Raw genomic sequence first — 19,034 nt, forward strand, 5'->3', positions numbered from 1 at the left:
TATGCCTGCAGCCGATTTTGATATGAATGAAATCCATTGGTTAATGGATATGTTTAACACCGTAGATGTTGGCTTGGTGGTACTCGATCGCGACTACAAGGTATGTATATGGAATGGTTTTATGGAAAATCATTCTGGTTTGTTACCGAGTGCGGTTAAAGATAAAGACATTTTTGATTTGTTCCCAAGTATTGATGAGCAATGGTTTAGATCAAAAGCTGAGCCTGTATTCGTGCTAAAAAATCGGTCGTTTACCATTTGGGAGCAGCAGCCGTATATTTTCCGATTCAAAAATTATCGACCTATCACAGGCAAAGCGGATTATATGTATCAGAATGCAACTTTCATCCCATTGACCACAGTGACGGGGGATGTAGGGCATATTTGTGTGATCATATACGATGTAACCGACGAAGCAATCAACAAGTTAGAGCTTGAGTCGTTGAATAAACAATTAGAAAAAATTAGCCGAACAGACAGTTTAACGCAGTTGCATAATCGCGGCTTTTGGGAAGAAAGCCTAAAGCAAGAGTTTAAACGCTTGAAACGTAATCAAGGCCAAAGTGCATTGCTTATGTTTGATATTGACCACTTTAAGCGTATCAATGACGAATACGGGCACAGTGGTGGAGATGAGGCAATCCGCCATATCTCTGACTTACTACGCAAAACACTACGCGAAACGGACACTGCAGGCCGCTACGGCGGTGAAGAGTTTGCAGTGACTTTGCTCGACACAGACGTAAAGGGTGCAATCACTTTCGCCGAAAGACTGCGCTCGTTAATAGAAAACTCATCTATTTACTACGATGAACAACAAATAAAGATTACGGTTAGCCTTGGTGTTGCCGTGTACGAAGAGTCTTTTGAAAAACATGAGCAATGGATTGAAGCCGCGGACAGCGCTTTGTATGTTTCTAAAGAGGGCGGAAGAAATCGGGTAACTGTATACTCTGAAGACATGGCCAGCGAGTAAATTTATCTTTATATGGTGACTTTAGCGCGATGCGGTTCTATTCATATTGCCACTTTATAATTCTTACCCCACTAACTTTTTAGTATCGGTGTGGAATGAACAGCGGTCTGTTAGACAAATCAACAGTATCGTTCGGTTATTCCGCGAATTAAAGTGATAAAAGTGGCATCTTACTCACCGCTAAATACATCACGATAACGACTGAAACCGGTATGGTTAAGAGTGCAAGTTTAGTAAAAGGGCCGTGGTAGAGCGCTAACCAACGCCGTTGCTGAGCGCTTGCAATGCCCAAGTGGACACTTTTAGATGCCTTTGCTGCTAACCAATTTCCCAAGAAAATATCCACAATCTCTAACGGGATAATCACGAGACCGACCACAAGTAGCTTTTGCTGGAGCCATGGAGATGTAAACCATCCAGCTAAAAAAGCCATAGAAAAGCCTGTTAATAAGAGGACAATAAATGCTACATGTTCCAGTGTGACCATAAGAAAAAATACATGAGCCACCTTCGCGGTCACCGGTCCTATATTTTCATTTTCTATTGCTTTTAACACAAGCCAAGCACCAAGAGCTGGGCCGAGCCAAAAAATCAAGGCGCCTATGTGCACTAATTTTAAGATTGCGTATTCCATCTAGGCCTCAAAACTTGATGTGCAAAGATAATCATCCAAAGTGTACTAAGAGTCATGCTTGATGCAGTAAATATCTCAGCAGCTTTAAGTTGACCAGCAGCGATAGATACAGACAGCAATAAACCTAAAATCCAAGCGGTGACCCCCCACACTGACACCCATGTTTTAAATATACCTTGCTTAATGGCTAGACAGGTTAACGTAAGCCCTCCTAAATTATAAAGGCCATTACCTAAGTAACCGGTTAGATGGGTTGCAATATGCTCAAACAGTAAAAATACAGATTCGCCCATGGCTAAATGAACTACTTTTGGTAAAACAAAGGCATAAATCACTTCAGCAATGAGATCTGGGGCCACACCCAATGCGACTAATAGCAGGGCAACACGCTTTCTAAAGTCTGCTTTGAGCTCATCTGCTAAAATAACACTAAATACTAAAAGACCTAGTGCAGAGAACATCCAAGCTATCCAAGACCACTGCCACAATACTAAGTTTTCGGCAATAAACTCCATACGCATTATTACCGTATTATCAAGAGGCAAGCCAGGACGCATCGGTCCATTCATTAAAAGGCATGCCGCAGTAATTATTGCAGCAATTAGATAAACAACAACAAATTTGGTTTTGTATTGATCCATTGGTTTTATGTCTGGATTAGAGTCCTTTGGTTCATCTTAAATCTATACCCAAAATTGGTAAAGTCTTAGTCTGAATAGACATTATTTACTCGGTGAAAATTGAATAACCCTTTTCTTTAAACTATAGCGGTTAACCGGAGTTGTGATGTCTACGCTCATGCTCTCGATATCAAAAGACTTGTAAATCATGGCTTATCTAGCTTTAATGGAGGAGTGGAGAGTTGAGTTCTCAATTAGAGGTCTTTAGCCATTGATTTTAAGATGAGGCAGGTGAATAGTAGTTCCTTAAATGATTTTAACTCATTAGGAATGAATTCCATAGACTTCAGTCAATATGAAACACTTGCTTGAAATGCGTAATCACTTACAACAATAAAAGGGAATGAAAAATGAACGATAATGATGAATACTGGGGGATGCCGCTAAATACATACTGTATGTTATTACATTTGAGCGTAAGCGTCGCCTGAACCACACCTAGCTACTGAATACGCTCAGCCTATAAAGTACAACTCTGACCTCAATTCGGAGCTGACCATGCCTAAACACAAAACCGCAGAGCAATGGCTGCAACTTATCGAACAACAGGAACTCAGTGGTTTGTCTGTCACTGACTTCTGCACGCAGCACAACCTTAGTACCAAGTCTTTTTATAATCGCCGAAGTAAACTTCGCACTAAAAAACCACCTGAGTCATCTTTTATTGCCGCTAAGCCTGCTGCATCTGAGTCCGTTTCTCTGCCTGAGTTGTTACAGCTCAAGCATGGTCAGAATACGGTGTTGTTGCCATCAAACACAGATGCTCTGTGGTTGGCTGCACTGCTCAGGGCGCTGTCTTGATCTGCTGGCACAATGAGTCTGTTTACTTGCACCGCCAGCCAGTAGACTTTCGTAAATCCATCAATGGCCTCTCGGCGATTGTTGAGCAAGAAATGGCAGCACACGCGATGAGCGGTCAGGTGTTTGCGTTTTGCAATAAAAACAAGGACAAGCTGAAGGTGTTATATTGGGATAAAACCGGCTTTGCCTTGTGGTACAAGCGCCTTGAAAAAGACAAGTTTAAATGGCCCGACAAAGAAGACGATGACGTCATTACACTCAGCGCCGAACAATGGCAGTGGTTATTGTCTGGCTTATCGGTCATTGCCCACAAGCCGCTCAGCTATGGTTATAACGTATGATCATAACAGGGGTTTTTAGATCACGAATTAATCTAAGCTATTAATTTAAAAACAGTTACTCTGTTGATACAGTAGACTGYATGAAAGAAATGAATAAACTGCCTGATGATCCTCAGCAGTTGAAGCAGATCATTGCTCAGCTTCAGGCGCGTAATAACTACCTCGAAGAACAATTCAGACTGGCCCAGCAAAAACGCTTCGGGGCCAGCAGTGAGTCGCACCCTGCACAAGCTGACTTGTTCAATGAAGCCGAAACGCTGGTTGAAGAAGCACCTGAGCAAGACGTGGAAACCATCGAATATCAGCGCAAAAAGCCGACACGTCAGCCACTGCCAAAAGATCTGCCCCGCGAACGTGTTGTGCATGACATCGACAACAAACAATGTGACTGCTGTGGCGGTGAGCTGCACAAAATGGGCGAGGATGTGAGCGAAAAGCTGGAGTTTATCCCGGCCCAGGTCAAAGTCATCGAACATGTCAGACCAAAATACAGCTGCCGGCACTGTGAAAAAACACAAACCCGGGTTGAGATAAAACAAGCCCCAGTCCCACCGAGCCCGGTCCCGAAAGGTATTGCCACGGCCAGTTTGCTGAGCCAGATCATCACCAGTAAATATCAGTATGGCTTACCGCTGTATCGGCAGGAAAGCCTGTTCAAACAATATGGTATCGCACTGAGCAGGCAAACCATGGCGGATTGGGTGATCCGCTGCGCCAGTTTATTCAAGCCGCTCTATGACAGGCTGCACGAAGTGTTGCTACAGCAACCGGTACTGCACGGCGATGAAACCACGGTTAAGGTGGTGAAAGAAGACAAACAGACCGGTTACATGTGGCTGTATTGCAGCGGCACGGACTCGCCTGTGGCAGAGGAAAGCATCCCCAATATTGCCCTGTTCGACTATCAGAATAGTCGTGCGGGTCGCTGTCCTGTGGCATTTTTACAGGGCTACAACGGCTATCTGCAAGTTGACGGCTATGCAGGCTATGAGCAAACGCAGGCGACACTGGTTGGTTGCTGGGCGCACGCAAGACGCAAGTTCAAAGAAGCCGCAGATGCGCAGGCCAAGGGTAAAACTGGTAAAGCGAACTGGGCGCTCAACCATATTCAAAAGTTATATCGAGTTGAGACTGCAAACAAAACAGCAAGCGCAGAGGAGCGGCAGGCTGCACGGGTACAACAAAGCGCACCGCTGCTGGCCCAGTTTAAAACCTGGTTAGATAAATCAGCACAAACGGTGGTACCAAAATCGAAGCTGGGCGAGGCCGTCCACTATACGCTAAGGCAGTGGCCGAAACTCATTCACTACCTCGATGACGGACATCTAAAGATAGACAACAACCGGGCAGAGCGCGCTATCAAACCGTTCGTCATAGGGCGAAAGAACTGGCTGTTTAGCTTCACCACAAGTGGCGCTGAGAGTAGCGCAATCCTCTACAGCGTGATCGAAACAGCCAGAGCAAACGGCCACACCCCATTCGATTATGTGATGCATTGCTTAAACGAATTAGCCCAGCCACAGTACGATATCGACAGTTTACTGCCCTGGCATGTTAGCCTCTAGGTGTAGTTAGCCGTACGCTTACATTTGAGCCAGCTGGCGAGCTTTGTTGCTCCGGGACTAGGGCTTGTATTACCGGTGGTTATGTGGGCAACCAATAAGGATAAAAGCGAAACAATCGACCAACACGGAAAAGCCACTATTAACTGGTTAATTAGCTTAATCATCTATTCCATAATTTGCGGTATTTTAGTTTTTGTCGCGGTTGGTATTTTAGGGTTCGTTGTGTTAGCTATTCTTAATATTATATTTGCCATCATTGCTGCGATGAAAGCCAATAATGGGGAAGTATGGATTTATCCACTTAGCTTCAATTTTTTTAAGTAACCGGCACTTTGAATAGCGAAGCTCTGCAGTTGGAAGTGTTTACGTGCAGTCTAGAATTTAATAACACACCTCACTGTAGAGTAGTTGCAGCTAAAGAGTCTAAGCATTAGCAAGGAGTCACGGCAAATACAACCTGTTTGCCGGCTCCTAAGTCAAACCAACAGAGTTACGATTCACTTTCCTCTTCAGGGCATTGAGCTATCTGCTCAATATTGCCATTTTCATCTACTTGTTCAAGTTTCACTTTAAATCCCCATAAGCGGTAGAGGTGCTTTATCACTTCTTGCTTTGAAGCGGCAAGTGGGATCCCGCCTTGCGGTACATACCTTAGCGTAAGTGAACGATCTCCCCGTACATCGACGTCATAAACTTGAATATTAGGCTCATGGTTACTCAAGTTGTACTGCGCTGAAAGGGCACTGCGAAGTTGTTGATAACCCATTTCGTCGTGAATAGGGCCAACTTCTAAGTGCGGAGATTTTTGTTTGTCGACAATCGTAAAAAGCTTAAAGTCGCGCATGAGTTTTGGAGATAAAAATTGGCTGATAAAGCTCTCGTCTTTAAAATTTTGCATCGCAAAATGCAGTGTATCTAGCCAGTTGCTCCCCGCAAATTCCGGGAACCATTGTTTGTCTTCTTCCGTTGGGTTTTCGCATATACGGCGAATATCGACCATCATATTAAAGCCGAGCGCATAGGGGTTTATCCCTGAATAAAATTTACTATTGTATGGCGGTTGATACACAACATTGGTATGGCTTTGTAAAAACTCCAACATAAAGGAATCACTTAGTTTTCCCTCGTCATATAAGTGGTTCAAAATAGTGTAATGCCAAAATGTAGCCCAGCCTTCATTCATGACTTGAGTTTGTCTTTGCGGGTAGAAGTACTGTGATACTTTACGCACAATACGAATAATCTCGCGTTGCCAAGACTCCAACAATGGGGCATTTTTCTCGATGAAATACAGTATATTTTCCTGAGGTTCCGATGGGAAACGAGCACGGTTGTCGGTTTCTTCATCTTCACCTTTAGGAATGGTTCGCCATAATTCATTAACTTGGGACTGCAAATAATCTTCCCGTTCTTTTTGCCGTTTTTGCTCTTCAAACATAGAGATCCGTTGCGGCCTTTTATATCGATCAACCCCGTAATTCATTAACGCATGACAAGAGTCAATCAGGTTTTCTACCTCATCAATACCGTACTTTTCTTCACATTTGGCGACATAATTTTTAGCAAATACCAAGTAATCAATGATGGATGATGCGTCTGTCCAGGTTTTAAATAGATAGTTACCCTTGAAGAAAGAATTATGACCATAGCACGCATGCGCCATTACCAGTGCCTGCATAGGCATGGTATTTTCTTCCATTAAGTACGCAATACAAGGATTAGAGTTAATCACAATCTCGTAGGCAAGACCCATTTGACCTCGTTTGTAGGTTTGCTCAGTCTGGATAAATTTTTTACCGTACGACCAATGTGCATAACCAATTGGCATGCCCACACTTGAGTAGGCATCCATCATCTGCTCAGCTGTGATCACCTCAATTTGATTTGGGTAAGTGTCAAGTCTGTAATGCTCAGCTACACGAGCAATTTCCTGATGATAAGTATCAAGTAAATCAAAGGTCCAATCTGGACCATCGTCAATTGGCTGATATGTCATCGCGCAACCCTCCAAAAATTATGCCGCACTTTGCTTATTTTTGTTCTTCTTGAACAATTCTCTAAAGATAGGGTAAATATCTTCTACACCTCGAATGTGCTGCATAGCAAAGTTGTCAAAGGAGTTGGCTACTCCTTGATACTCCCGCCACAGACTTTGGTGTGCACGGGTCGTTATCTCTATATATGCATAGTAGCGGACAATTTTAAGTAGTTTGTTAGAGAGTATTTGGGTGCATTGTGGAGAATCATCTGCCCAGTTATCACCGTCAGAGGCTTGTGCTGCGTAAATATTCCAATCGCCTTGGGCATAACGCTCTTGAATGATTTCATCCATTAATTTCAGCGCACTAGAGACAATTGTGCCACCTGTCTCTTGCGAGTAGAAAAACTCTTGCTCGTCTACTTCTTTTGCTTGGGTATGGTGGCGGATATAGACTACCTCAATATCTTTATAAGTGCGGGTTAAGAACTGATAGAGCAAAATATAAAAACGTTTTGCCATGTCTTTGGTGGCTTGATCCATTGAGCCAGACACATCCATCAAGCAAAACATGACCGCTTTGCTGGTGGGGTGCGGACGCCTTTCGTAATTACGAAAGCGTAGGTCGTAATTGTCGATGAAAGGCACCGCGGCTATTTGCTCTTTTAGCACTTGGATCCGCAGTTCTATATCATTGATTTTTTGTTGAGGAGGAACCGGTTCAGCGAGCATATTCGCCAGTTCTTCCTCCAAATCCCTTAACTCTCGGCGTTTACTCGAGGTCATCGCAATGCGGCGTGCCATTGAGCCTTTTAAACTACGTACAATATCTAGGTTACTAGGCATACCATCATTACAAAAGCCAGCTCGATGCGTTTTCAATTGCATTAATTTATCTAACTGGCTTTGTTGTAAATTGGGTAACTCCAAGTCTTCAAACAATAGGTCTAAGTATTCGTCTTTTGAAATAGAAAATACAAAGTCGTCTTGTCCTTCGCCTTGGTTACTTGCCTCGCCATCACCTGACCCACCGCCTTGCCCAGAAGGAGGGCGCTGGATCCGATCGCCCGTTGAAAATTGATCGTTACCTGGGTGAATGAGCTCTCTGTCACCCCCTTTTCCCTGATGGAAAGTGGGCTCGCTGATATCTCGTTGTGGGATAGAAATGCTTTCGCCACTGGAGATATCAGTCACACTACGTTTGTTGATGGCCTCTGAAACCGCTTTCTTTATCTGCTTTTTGTAGCGGCGGATAAAACGTTGGCGGTTCAGAGTGCTCTTATTTTTGCCGTTAAGACGGCGGTCAATAAAATGCGCCATATAACACCCTCTTCATACTAACAAGTTACTGTGACTTTCTAACTCTTAAATACCATTCTGAAAGTAGGCGAACTTGTTTTTGGGTATAGCCTTTATCAACCATACGATTGACAAAGTCCTCGTGCTTCTTCTGATCTTCGGCAGAGGTTTTTGCATTAAACGAAATCACAGGGAGTAAGTCTTCGGTATTAGAGAACATTTTCTTCTCGATAACCGTTCTTAGTTTTTCATAGCTGGTCCATACTGGATTGTCACCATTGTGATGGGCTCTTGCTCTTAAAACAAAGTTGACTATCTCGTTACGGAAATCTTTGGGATTGGAAATACCGGCTGGCTTTTCAATCTTTTCCAGCTCGCCGTTAAGTGCGGCTCTATCAAACAGTTGGCCAGTATCTGGGTCACGATATTCTTGATCTTGGATCCAAAAATCTGCATAGGTAACATAGCGGTCAAAAATGTTTTGGCCGTACTCAGAGTACGACTCAAGGTAAGCTGTTTGTAGCTCTTTACCAATAAATTCGACATATTGCGGAATTAGATACCCTTTAAGGTGGCTTAGGTAGCGCTCTTGTACTTCTGCGTTAAATTGTTCGCGCTCAATTTGTTGCTCAAGTACATAAAATAAATGAACTGGGTTTGCTGCGACTTCACTATGGTCAAAGTTAAACACACGAGAGAGGATCTTAAAGGCAAAGCGAGTTGAGAGGCCGCTCATGCCTTCGTCCACGCCAGCGTAGTCTCTGTATTCTTGATAGGACTTAGCTTTTGGATCTGTGTCTTTTAAGCTTTCACCATCGTACACCCGCATTTTTGAATAGATACTGGAGTTCTCTGGCTCTTTAATCCGAGACAGTGCTGAAAACTTCGCTAAAGTTTCTAAAGTGCCAGGCGCACAGGGGGCTTCCCTGAGCTCACTATTTTCAATAAGTTTCTCGTAAATTTTGACCTCTTCGGACACGCGTAAACAATAAGGCACTTTAACGATGTAAACACGGTCTAAAAATGCCTCGTTGTTTTTATTGTTCTTAAAGGTTTGCCATTCAGATTCGTTAGAGTGAGCAAGTATTAGGCCGCTAAATGGTAGGGCGGAAATACCCTCCGTACCATTGTAGTTGCCTTCTTGGGTTGCAGTTAGTAGCGGGTGTAGCACCTTAATGGGTGCTTTAAACATCTCGACAAACTCCATCAAACCTTGGTTCGCAAGGCATAGCGCGCCAGAATACGCATAGGCATCGGGGTCATTTTGAGCGAAATGCTCCAGTTTACGGATATCTACTTTGCCCACCAGTGCTGAGATATCTTGGTTGTTCTCATCCCCAGGCTCCGTTTTCGCGATAGCAATTTGATCAAGAATGGAAGGGTAACGTTTTACGACCTTAAATTGCGTAATATCGCCATTGTACTCATGTAAGCGTTTGGTCGCCCATGGAGACATGATCGTTTTAATATAGCGCCCAGGAATGCCGTACTCTTTTTCAAGTAGGTCAGCATCTTCTTGTGGGCTAAACAAGCAAAGCGGGTGGTCATTAACGGGTGAGCCTTTTAAAGAATAAACCGGCACCTTTTGCATCAAATACTTGAGCTTTTCTGCGATAGACGATTTACCACCACCTACCGGGCCGAGTAAATAGAGTACTTGTTTGCACTCTTCAAGCCCCTGTGCGGCATGTTTGAGATACGATACGATTTGTTCGATGGCATCCTCCATACCGTAAAACTCATTGAAGGCAGGGTATCGAGCTATTACTCTATTCGAAAACAGCCTGCTAAGTCTGGCATCTTTCGACGTATCGATCATTTCTGGTTCGCCTATTGCCATCAGAAGTCGCTCAGGTGCGCTGGCATAGGCTGATTTGTCATTTTTACAAATTTCAAGAAATTCCGCGATGGTGTACTCTTCTTCTTGCGCGGCTTCATATCTGGCCTGATAATGTTCAAATATTGTCATAACGACCTCCAATAAGCTACTTGGTGTGGTTTGCGGATCACAGATTTGGAAAGGTTACTTAAAGCTTAGTCGCGATATGAAGAATACCCAAAAAAAACTAGATTTTTTATGTATTAATGTTGAGTTACAGACATAAAAAAGGGCGCTGTTGCGCCCCATTGTTGCATCAATACTGATAGTTGATGTTAAGCTAGGTTGCTGTTTGCGAAATCCCAGTTAACAAGTGCCCAGAAACCTTTAAGGTAATCAGGACGAACATTACGGTAATCGATGTAGTAAGCGTGTTCCCACAGGTCAACTGTGATGATAGGTGTAACACCTTCTTCAGTCAGCGGCGTTGCTGCATTTGAAGTGTTAACGATATCTAGAGAACCGTCAGCTAGTTGTACTAACCAAGTCCAGCTTGAACCAAAGTTGTTAACTGCTTTGTCGTTGAAAGCTTCTTGGAATGCTGCGAATGAGCCCCATTTTGCATTAATTAGTTCAGCAACTTTACCTGTTGGTTCGCCACCTGCATTTGGCGCAAGGCTGTGCCAGTAGAAAGTGTGGTTCCAGATTTGAGCAGCATTGTTGAAAACACCACCTTCAGAGCTACATACGATCTCTTCTAGTGATTTACCTTCAAAGTCAGTACCTTCGATAAGACCGTTAAGCTTTACAACGTATGTGTTGTGGTGCTTACCGTGGTGGAATTCTAGCGTCTCTTGAGAAACGTGCGGCTCAAGAGCATTTAGTGCATAAGGTAGTGACGGTAGTTCAAATGCCATATTAATCTCCATTTTTTGGTTGATTTGCCAATAACGCATACGAAAGGTAGCTAACATCAGCCCACTTTTCTATACCATTGGCCTATATAGTGATACTATAATTCCTGACTATTTTACTCAAGTTTTGGCAAACAGCAATGCGTGCCAGTGACTTAATGACTTATAATACACATTCTTTGTGAACATATGCCGAATAGAAGTCAAAGCGTAGAACATCGTGACAGGCGGTTATGCTTATTTTAGCCATGGCAGCTAAGGTTCTATCGCTGCTTAAAGTTTGGCATTATGAATGCAACAGGTGTTGTTAAGGTGAGTAGCAAGCTAAAACGCCGATGCTAAACTAAATATTGATAAGCATTGGATGAAACGTCATTTTGAGGTAACTAATGGAAACTATTGACAAGATTAAACAGCAGATCGAAGAAAATCCAATTATTCTATATATGAAAGGGTCGCCAAAACTCCCTAACTGTGGTTTCTCTTCGCAGGCATCTCAGGCTTTGATGGCGTGTGGTGAGCAGTTTGCTTATGTTGACATTTTATTAAATCCAGACATTCGTGCTGAACTACCGCATTATGCGAACTGGCCAACTTTCCCTCAGCTTTGGGTAGAAGGTGAGTTAATCGGTGGTTGTGACATCATCATTGAGATGTTCCAAAAGGGTGAGCTTCAACCTCTTATTGCTGAAACAGCAGCTAAATATAAGAAAGACGAAGCAGCAGCGGAATAAGCTAACCGCTAATGGCAGAGTAGATACTCTGCCATGCTTTATTTTCTAAAATATTCTAATATCTTCCTACCTACTTTTCTTAGCAAGTCTTTTTGTCTGCTGTTTGGTTGAAAACCGGCAGTTCATTGAATTTAATGATATCGACACTTTCATTAACGCTATCCGCGCTTATCTAACTCAGAGCTACTCGCTTATTTTTATCAACTTAAGTTGACGTTAGCGTCAAGCTAAAAACGCGCTCTGTTTTGCATACCTATATAAACAGTGTAATCGAACGCGCTCCGATATTGAGTTTTATAAAATTCAAAAAGTGAATAATTATTCATTTTTTGTGTGGTTTACGTTTACGTAAACGTTTATTGCTGATTATGTTTTATTGCATTCTTATTGGCGTGATACCGGTGTCATTTTACAAATTTATATTCACTATTTTCAAAGTGGCAAATTTATTACGATTTTGGCTAACTTGTCTTACCAATGAGAAATATTCAAGTTTATGAATATGTATTCATATTTGTGTTGACTCTACTTTCAATCAAGGCTAATTTTGAATATCTGCCAGCATTTCGTCGTACCGTCATGGGCTGGCCGTTGTAGCAAGGGGAGGAGTCTATGTTATACGACTCAAAATTAGAAAAAGATAACTGTGGATTTGGCTTGATTGCGCATGTAAGCGGTCAGCCAAGTCACAAATTGATCCGTACAGCAATCACAGGTTTGGACCGCATGCAGCACCGAGGTGGTATTTCTGCAGATGGCAAAACCGGTGATGGTTGTGGACTGTTATTACAAAAACCGGATAGTTTTTTCCGTGCCGTCGCAGCTGAAAACGATTGGCATGTGGGCAAAAACTATGCGGTAGGTATGCTATTTTTAAATCAGGACCATGAGCTTGCAGCTGCGGCTGAGAAAGTGATCAGTGAAGAATTAGAAAAAGAAACATTGACGCTCATAGGTTGGCGTGAAGTACCCACCGATCCATCTATGTTAGGACCTATTGCTAAAGCACAATTACCGCAGTTTAAACAGGTTTTTGTCGGTGCGCCTGAAGGGTGGCGTCCTAAAGATTTAGAGCGTCGTCTATATATAGCAAGACGACGCATCGAAAAGCGTTTAGAACAAGATGAGCAGTTTTATATTTGTAGTTTGTCTGGTTTAGTGACTATCTACAAAGGCTTAATGATGCCAGCGGATTTACCGAATTTTTATACGGATCTGGCTGATATGCGGATGACCAGTGCGATTTGTGTATTCCATCAGCGCTTTTCAACCAATACACAGCCTCGATGGCCGTTGGCGCAACCGTTCCGCTATTTAGCTCACAATGGTGAGATCAATACTATTGAAGGTAACCGTCAGTGGGCGAGAGCACGAGCTTACAAGTTCGCGTCACCGTTGTTACCAGACTTGCAAAATGCGGCACCGTTTGTCAATGAAACGGGTTCTGACTCGTCTAGTTTAGATAACATGCTAGAGCTATTTTTAGCTGGTGGCATGGACTTATTCCGCGCTATGCGTATGTTAGTGCCACCTGCATGGCAGAAAAATCGCGCCATGGATGAAGACTTACGCGCATTCTATGACTTTAACTCCATGCATATGGAACCGTGGGATGGACCAGCTGGCATCGTGATGTCTGATGGGCGCTTTGCTGCCTGTAATTTGGACCGCAACGGTCTTCGTCCTGCCCGTTATGTGATCACACAAGACGGCTTTATTACGCTTGCCTCAGAGGTGGGCATTTGGGATTACGCGCCAGATGAAGTTATCGAAAAAGGTCGCGTGGGTCCCGGTGAATTACTGGTGGTTGATACCTTACATGGCAAGATTTGGCAGTCCGATGAAATCGATCAAGATTTGAAATCCAGGCATCCATACAAAACTTGGCTTGAGCAAAACGTTAAGCGTTTAACGCCATTTGAAGCACTAGATGAAAAAGCGGCTGGCAAGCGCGATCTTGACGATGAAACCTTGTTGACCTATCAGAAGCAGTTTGGTTATACCAACGAAGAGCTCGACCAAGTTATTCGCGTGATGGGTGAAAATGGCCAAGAAGCAACTGGTTCAATGGGTGACGATACGCCATTTGCAGTGCTATCTGAAGGACACCGTTCGATATTTGACTATTTCCGCCAGAAGTTTGCTCAGGTCACGAACCCGCCAATCGATCCGTTACGAGAAAATCATGTAATGTCACTGGCGACTTGTATTGGTCGCGAGCAAAACGTTTTCAACGAAACCACAGGTCATGCTAAACGGTTGCAGTTTGCCTCGCCGGTACTGACTTATTCTGATATGCAGCAGCTATTAACCGCCGATGATGACCATTACTGTGCGTGTAAAATTTCATTGATTTACGAGATTGAAGAGTCTTTGCAAGATGCAATCAAGCGTATTTGTGATGAGGCTGTTGCAAAAGCAGGCTCCGGGTGCGTGATGTTAGTGCTCAGTGACCGAGAAATTGCTGCAGGTAAACAAGTTATCCCAGCGGCGATGGCCGTGGGGGCAGTACAAAGGCGACTAGTGGATGGCAACCTGCGCTGCGATACCAATATTTTGGTTGAAACAGGTAGCGTGAGAGATCCGCACCAGTTTGCTGTTCTGTTAGGTTTTGGCGCAACAGCGATTTATCCTTATCTGGCCTACGAAACCCTTGTGGCAATGTGTGATAAGAAGATCATTAAAAAGTCTTACCGCGAGGTGACTCTGTCTTATCGCGGCGCGATTAACAAAGGTTTATACAAGATCATGTCGAAGATGGGGATCAGCACCATTGCTTCCTATCGTTGTTCGATGTTGTTTGAAGCCGTCGGTTTATCCGATGAGGTGGTTGAATTGTGCTTCAAAGGAGTTGCAAACCGTATTAAAGGTGCGTGTTTTGACGACTTTGCCTTGGAGCAACAACAACTCAATAAATTGGCATTTAGCAAGCGTAAACTACTATCACACGGTGGATTATTAAAGTATGTGCATGGTGGTGAATACCATGCTTATAACCCTGATGTCGTGCAAACTTTGCAGACCGCAGTTCGTTCGGGTAACTATCAAGACTACGTTAAATATTCGGAGCTGGTAAATAACCGTCCAATTACGAATTTGCGAGATATGCTTAAGCTTAATACGGCGCAACAAGCAATCGACATCAACGATGTTGAGCCTGCGACCGAGCTATACAAACGTTTTGACTCGGCCGCAATGAGTATCGGGGCTTTATCTCCGGAGGCACATGAGGCGTTAGCGATTGCGATGAATCGCCTCGGCGGTTGCTCTAACTCTGGTGAGGGTGGTGAGGATAAGCTACGTTTTGGTACAGAAAAGAATTCGCGTATTAAGCAAGTTGCTTCTGGCCGATTCGGTGTGACACCACATTATTTGCGTTCAGCTGACGTTATTCAAATCAAAGTTGCGCAAGGGGCAAAGCCGGGCGAGGGGGGTCAGCTGCCGGGTGAAAAAGTCACCCCTTATATCGCGAAGTTACGCTATTCGGTTCCTGGTGTTACTTTGATTTCGCCGCCGCCGCATCACGATATTTATTCGATTGAAGACTTAGCTCAGCTTATTTTTGACCTCAAACAGGTCAACCCTGAAGCGATGATCTCGGTCAAACTGGTTTCAGAACCCGGTGTCGGCACGATTGCGACTGGTGTTGCTAAAGCGTATGCCGATCTCATTACCATTGCCGGTTATGACGGTGGTACTGGGGCGAGTCCGCTGACATCGGTAAAGTATGCAGGTAGCCCATGGGAGCTTGGCCTTGCTGAAACGCAACAGGCGTTGGTTGAAAATGGTCTACGCCACCGCATTAGGTTGCAAACAGATGGCGGCTTAAAGACCGGATTAGATATTATTAAAGCGGCAATTTTGGGTGCTGAGAGCTTTGGTTTTGGTACCGGCCCTATGGTTGCGCTTGGCTGTAAATACCTGCGGATCTGTCACCTTAATAACTGTGCAACCGGTGTTGCTACGCAAGATGATACGCTGCGTCAAAAGCATTATCACGGATTGCCAGAAATGGCGATGAACTACTTTAAGTTTATTGCACAAGAGGCTCGTGAACTGATGGCGGCTTTGGGAGTCACAAAACTCACCGATTTGATTGGGAGAACGGATTTACTTGAAGCCATTGAAGGTAATACTGCGAAGCAGAAAAAGCTCGACTTGAGTCCGCTTCTAGCGAAGCCGAACAATCCGTCAAATGAAGCGCTGTACTGCACGCATACTAATCCGTCACATTACAGTGGTGCGTTGAACGAAAGCTTACTTGCGAAAGCGAAGACGGCAATCGACGAAATGACAGGTATCTCGCTGGTGAGCCGTATATCCAATACGGATCGCTCTATCGGTGCAATGTTGTCTGGTTATATCGCCAGCAAGCATGGTAACCAAGGTATGGCAGCGGATCCAATCGCACTTGAGTTACATGGTACAGCAGGGCAATCGTTTGGGGTTTGGAACGCCGGTGGCCTTGAAATGACATTAGTCGGTGATGCTAACGATTACGTTGGTAAAGGGATGGCTGGTGGAAAGCTAGTCGTGCGTCCTCCTGTCGGCTCAAGCTTTGCCTCTCATCAGGCGGCTATCATTGGTAACACCTGTTTATATGGCGCGACTGGCGGCAAATTGTTTGCTGCAGGCCGAGCAGGCGAGCGTTTTGCCGTACGTAACTCGGGTGTACAAGCGGTTGTTGAAGGGCTTGGTGATAATGGTTGCGAATACATGACGGGAGGCGTGGTGTGTGTGCTTGGTCAAGTTGGCGTTAACTTTGGCGCAGGCATGACCGGTGGTTTTGCCTATGTACTTGATGAAGAAAGTGATTTTGATAAGCGGATCAACCCTGAGTTGGTCGAGCTGGTAGACCTCAAAGCGCTGGCATCGCACCAAGAGCATCTACGCGGTTTGATTGCAGAGCATCTAGATTTAACGAGCTCAACTCGAGCTGAGCAGATCTTAGCTAACTTTGAGTTGTATTTGCCAATGTTTAAATTGGTAAAGCCAAAGTCGAGCGATTTAAACAGTTTACTTGGCCACCGAGCGCGTAGTAGCGCTGAGCTAAGAATTCAGGCGCAGTAGGAGAGAGCAATGAGCGAGAACGTTTACCAATTTATCGATGTACAACGTGTAGATCCGCGCAAAAAGCCTATTTCTACGCGTAAGCAATCTTTTGTTGAAATTTATGAGCCATTTTCTGAGCAGCAAGTTCATTCACAGTCCGACCGTTGTTTAGATTGTGGTAACCCGTATTGTGAATGGAAGTGTCCAGTTCACAACTATATTCCGCAATGGCTCAAACTTATTCGTACGGGCAGAATCATTGAGGCAGCGGAGCTATCTCACCGTACCAATAGTTTGCCTGAAGTGTGTGGGCGAGTATGTCCGCAAGATAGGCTTTGTGAGGGATCGTGTACGCTGAACGAAGAGTTTGGTGCAGTGACCATAGGAAATATTGAAAAATATATTACCGATACGGCGTTTGCACAGGGCTGGAAGCCTGATCTTTCTTACGTTACTTGGACCGATAAGAAAGTCGCAATCATAGGTGCGGGCCCGGCGGGACTTGGTTGTGCGGATATTCTAGTGCGAAACGGCGTGCGCCCAGTGGTGTATGACCGCAACCCTGAAATTGGCGGTTTGCTGACCTTTGGGATCCCGTCATTCAAATTAGAAAAATCGGTAATGGAAAACCGTCGCGAGATTTTCACCGAAATGGGCGTTGAGTTTAAACTCAATACCGAGGTTGGTCGTGATATTTCAATGGACGAGTTATTGTCGCAATACGACGCGGTATTCTTAGGTGTGGGGACGTACCAAAGCATGAAAGGCAATCTTGAAAATGAAGATGCCGATGGTGTTTATGATGCGCTACCATTTTTGATTGGTAACACCAACCGAGTTATGGGCTATGACGAAAGTCAGCATAACTATGTGAACATGGCTGGTAAGCGCGTGGTGGTACTAGGTGGTGGGGACACAGCGATGGACTGTGTTAGAACGTCAGTCAGACAACATGCGCAATCCGTGATCTGTGCTTATCGTCGTGATGAAGAAAACATGCCAGGCTCCGTTCGAGAAGTTAAAAATGCCAAAGAAGAAGGGGTTGAATTTAGATTCAATTTACAGCCAGTTGGTATTGAGGTCGACAGCTCAGGTAAAGTCACGGGCGTTAAAATGGTGAAAACACAATTAGGTGAACCTGACAAAAATGGTCGCCGTAGTGCTGAAACCGTGGAAGGCTCTGAGCATACACTAGAAGCTGACGCGGTGATCATGGCATTTGGTTTTAAGCCTCACAACCTTGACTGGTTAGCACAATACGATGTCGCAATAAATCACTGGGGCGGCATTGTTGCGCCAGAAAAAGGCGCATTTACACATCAAACAAGTAATCCGAAAATCTTTGCTGGTGGTGACGCCGTACGAGGTTCTGATTTAGTGGTGACGGCGATTTTTGAAGGCCGCAACGCCGCTGAAGGCATTTTGGACTATTTAGAAGTTTAACGCTTTTGTCGTTCACAAACCCCAACTACATTCATTGTAGCTGGGGTTTTTTATTTGAATTTTGCGTAGGGACTGTTTATCTTTTAAGTTTGTTTTTGCAGCAGTTTGATTGGTGTTTATACAAGGCAGAGTCTGCGTAGCATAGTTGTTCTATGTGAGTCAGGCGATAACACAGTAGAAATGCCAATCAAGCGCTGCCCTTTGGGTTCACCTGAGTGTGCTTTGTTCATTGTTGCTCAACTTTTACCTAGATTACTAGGCGGCAAGTTGAGCGTCGCGACCAAAACGCACTCAGAAGAACAAAAATCAAACAGCAAAGGTCAACAGGCCCTTGTTAGCCACTAACTTAATTTTACTCAACATGTATTTATCAATAGTGTTAAGGAAAGATCATGAATGAAACAATAAACTCAGGCGCTGATGCGGTCACTGCAAAGATAGCGAGTGTAAACGATTGGCGTGCAGTGGTATTGCAGCAGGTCAGAAGTCTGATCCTAAGTGTTGATAAAGAGGTAGAAGAAGATATCAAGTGGCGTAAGCCAAGCAACCCAACAGGAGTGCCTGTCTGGTCAAAAGCTGGCATGATCTGCACGGGCGAAGTATACAAAGATAAGGTCAAACTTACCTTTGCATACGGTGCAAAGTTTGAAGATGAGCACCAGTTATTCAATACAGGGTTTGCAGGTAACACTCGACGGGCGATTGATATAAAACAGCAGGACACCATCAATGAAGCCCATTTCTGTACATTGATCCGCGCAGCAATTCGGTATAACGCTGCGCGTTAATCAACAGGAG

At 44.3% G+C, this 19,034-nt stretch carries 15 protein-coding genes; 9 read left to right on the forward strand and 6 right to left on the reverse strand.

The window, feature by feature from the left end; all coding sequences use genetic code 11:
• Position 1: 1 nt before the first annotated feature.
• Positions 2-976: a sensor domain-containing diguanylate cyclase gene (locus PNC201_RS06330; RefSeq protein ID WP_010375394.1), complete on the forward strand. Its 975-nt coding sequence runs from the start codon at positions 2-4 to the stop codon at positions 974-976.
• 148 nt (positions 977-1,124) lie between these two features.
• Here the strand turns inward: PNC201_RS06330 and PNC201_RS06335 are convergent, their stop codons facing one another.
• Positions 1,125-1,610: a DUF2269 family protein gene (locus tag PNC201_RS06335; protein WP_102056522.1), complete on the reverse strand. Its 486-nt coding sequence runs from the start codon at positions 1,608-1,610 to the stop codon at positions 1,125-1,127.
• A complete protein-coding gene (locus tag PNC201_RS06340; RefSeq protein WP_102056523.1) occupies positions 1,592-2,251 on the reverse strand; it encodes a hypothetical protein in 660 nt (219 codons plus the stop codon). Before PNC201_RS06340 ends, PNC201_RS06335 begins: the two co-directional genes overlap by 19 nt.
• Before the next feature lie 537 nt (positions 2,252-2,788).
• Here PNC201_RS06340 and tnpA point away from each other — a divergent pair.
• The 4 genes from tnpA to PNC201_RS06360 all read left to right on the forward strand — a co-directional run bounded on the left by tnpA (position 2,789) and on the right by PNC201_RS06360 (position 5,321).
• On the forward strand, positions 2,789-3,091 hold the full coding sequence (gene tnpA / locus PNC201_RS06345) for an IS66 family insertion sequence element accessory protein TnpA (RefSeq protein WP_102056524.1): 303 nt from the start codon (positions 2,789-2,791) through the stop codon (positions 3,089-3,091).
• On the forward strand, positions 3,088-3,432 hold the full coding sequence (tnpB, locus tag PNC201_RS06350; protein ID WP_102056525.1) for an IS66 family insertion sequence element accessory protein TnpB: 345 nt from the start codon (positions 3,088-3,090) through the stop codon (positions 3,430-3,432). The genes tnpA and tnpB overlap by 4 nt, the downstream gene beginning before the upstream one ends.
• Positions 3,433-3,521: 89 nt before the next feature.
• Positions 3,522-4,997, forward strand: coding sequence for an IS66 family transposase (gene tnpC, locus PNC201_RS06355; RefSeq protein ID WP_102057852.1), 1,476 nt, complete (start codon positions 3,522-3,524; stop codon positions 4,995-4,997).
• 24 nt (positions 4,998-5,021) lie between these two features.
• The gene (locus PNC201_RS06360) at positions 5,022-5,321 is read left to right on the forward strand and encodes a DUF4870 domain-containing protein (RefSeq protein ID WP_102056526.1); all 300 of its coding nucleotides are present in this window, start codon (positions 5,022-5,024) and stop codon (positions 5,319-5,321) included.
• 166 nt (positions 5,322-5,487) lie between these two features.
• On the opposite strand, the gene PNC201_RS06365 is transcribed toward PNC201_RS06360, so the two are convergent.
• The 4 genes from PNC201_RS06365 to PNC201_RS06380 all read right to left on the reverse strand — a co-directional run bounded on the left by PNC201_RS06365 (position 5,488) and on the right by PNC201_RS06380 (position 11,010).
• A complete protein-coding gene (locus PNC201_RS06365) occupies positions 5,488-6,993 on the reverse strand; it encodes a SpoVR family protein (RefSeq protein WP_010606429.1) in 1,506 nt (501 codons plus the stop codon).
• A gap of 18 nt (positions 6,994-7,011) precedes the next feature.
• The gene (locus PNC201_RS06370; protein WP_102056527.1) at positions 7,012-8,295 is read right to left on the reverse strand and encodes a YeaH/YhbH family protein; all 1,284 of its coding nucleotides are present in this window, start codon (positions 8,293-8,295) and stop codon (positions 7,012-7,014) included.
• A 25-nt stretch (positions 8,296-8,320) separates the two neighbouring features.
• Positions 8,321-10,243, reverse strand: a complete 1,923-nt coding sequence (locus PNC201_RS06375) for a PrkA family serine protein kinase (protein WP_010606431.1) — start codon at positions 10,241-10,243, stop codon at positions 8,321-8,323.
• A 185-nt stretch (positions 10,244-10,428) separates the two neighbouring features.
• Positions 10,429-11,010 carry a Fe-Mn family superoxide dismutase gene (locus PNC201_RS06380; protein WP_010375405.1) on the reverse strand — a complete coding sequence of 194 codons (582 nt, stop codon included), beginning with the start codon at positions 11,008-11,010 and terminating at the stop codon, positions 10,429-10,431.
• A 386-nt stretch (positions 11,011-11,396) separates the two neighbouring features.
• Here PNC201_RS06380 and PNC201_RS06385 point away from each other — a divergent pair, with 386 nt between their 5' ends.
• From PNC201_RS06385 to PNC201_RS06400, 4 genes are all read left to right on the forward strand, one after another.
• Entirely contained in the window at positions 11,397-11,741 is a 345-nt protein-coding gene (locus PNC201_RS06385; RefSeq protein WP_010375406.1) for a Grx4 family monothiol glutaredoxin, read from the forward strand.
• A gap of 612 nt (positions 11,742-12,353) precedes the next feature.
• Complete coding sequence (gene gltB / locus PNC201_RS06390; protein ID WP_102056528.1) at positions 12,354-16,811, forward strand: glutamate synthase large subunit; 4,458 nt, start codon at positions 12,354-12,356, stop codon at positions 16,809-16,811.
• A 9-nt stretch (positions 16,812-16,820) separates the two neighbouring features.
• The gene (locus PNC201_RS06395; protein ID WP_102056529.1) at positions 16,821-18,236 is read left to right on the forward strand and encodes an FAD-dependent oxidoreductase; all 1,416 of its coding nucleotides are present in this window, start codon (positions 16,821-16,823) and stop codon (positions 18,234-18,236) included.
• 392 nt (positions 18,237-18,628) lie between these two features.
• On the forward strand, positions 18,629-19,024 hold the full coding sequence (locus PNC201_RS06400; RefSeq protein ID WP_102056530.1) for a DUF1801 domain-containing protein: 396 nt from the start codon (positions 18,629-18,631) through the stop codon (positions 19,022-19,024).
• Positions 19,025-19,034: the final 10 nt, after the last annotated feature.

It is taken from the genome of Pseudoalteromonas sp. NC201 (assembly GCF_002850255.1).
In the GTDB taxonomy this organism is placed as follows: Bacteria; Pseudomonadota; Gammaproteobacteria; order Enterobacterales; family Alteromonadaceae; genus Pseudoalteromonas.

Bases quoted from the DNA above. Each gene is read 5' to 3' on its own strand.
- PNC201_RS06330 (WP_010375394.1), top strand. From the start codon at position 2: ATGCCTGCAGCCGATTTTGATATGAATGAAATCCATTGGTTAATGGAT.
- PNC201_RS06335 (WP_102056522.1), bottom strand. From the start codon at position 1,610: ATGGAATACGCAATCTTAAAATTAGTGCACATAGGCGCCTTGATTTTT.
- PNC201_RS06340 (WP_102056523.1), bottom strand. From the start codon at position 2,251: ATGGATCAATACAAAACCAAATTTGTTGTTGTTTATCTAATTGCTGCA.
- tnpA (WP_102056524.1), top strand. From the start codon at position 2,789: ATGCCTAAACACAAAACCGCAGAGCAATGGCTGCAACTTATCGAACAA.
- tnpC (WP_102057852.1), top strand. From the start codon at position 3,522: ATGAATAAACTGCCTGATGATCCTCAGCAGTTGAAGCAGATCATTGCT.
- PNC201_RS06365 (WP_010606429.1), bottom strand. From the start codon at position 6,993: ATGACATATCAGCCAATTGACGATGGTCCAGATTGGACCTTTGATTTA.
- PNC201_RS06370 (WP_102056527.1), bottom strand. From the start codon at position 8,295: ATGGCGCATTTTATTGACCGCCGTCTTAACGGCAAAAATAAGAGCACT.
- PNC201_RS06375 (WP_010606431.1), bottom strand. From the start codon at position 10,243: ATGACAATATTTGAACATTATCAGGCCAGATATGAAGCCGCGCAAGAA.
- PNC201_RS06380 (WP_010375405.1), bottom strand. From the start codon at position 11,010: ATGGCATTTGAACTACCGTCACTACCTTATGCACTAAATGCTCTTGAG.
- PNC201_RS06385 (WP_010375406.1), top strand. From the start codon at position 11,397: ATGGAAACTATTGACAAGATTAAACAGCAGATCGAAGAAAATCCAATT.
- gltB (WP_102056528.1), top strand. From the start codon at position 12,354: ATGTTATACGACTCAAAATTAGAAAAAGATAACTGTGGATTTGGCTTG.
- PNC201_RS06395 (WP_102056529.1), top strand. From the start codon at position 16,821: ATGAGCGAGAACGTTTACCAATTTATCGATGTACAACGTGTAGATCCG.
- PNC201_RS06400 (WP_102056530.1), top strand. From the start codon at position 18,629: ATGAATGAAACAATAAACTCAGGCGCTGATGCGGTCACTGCAAAGATA.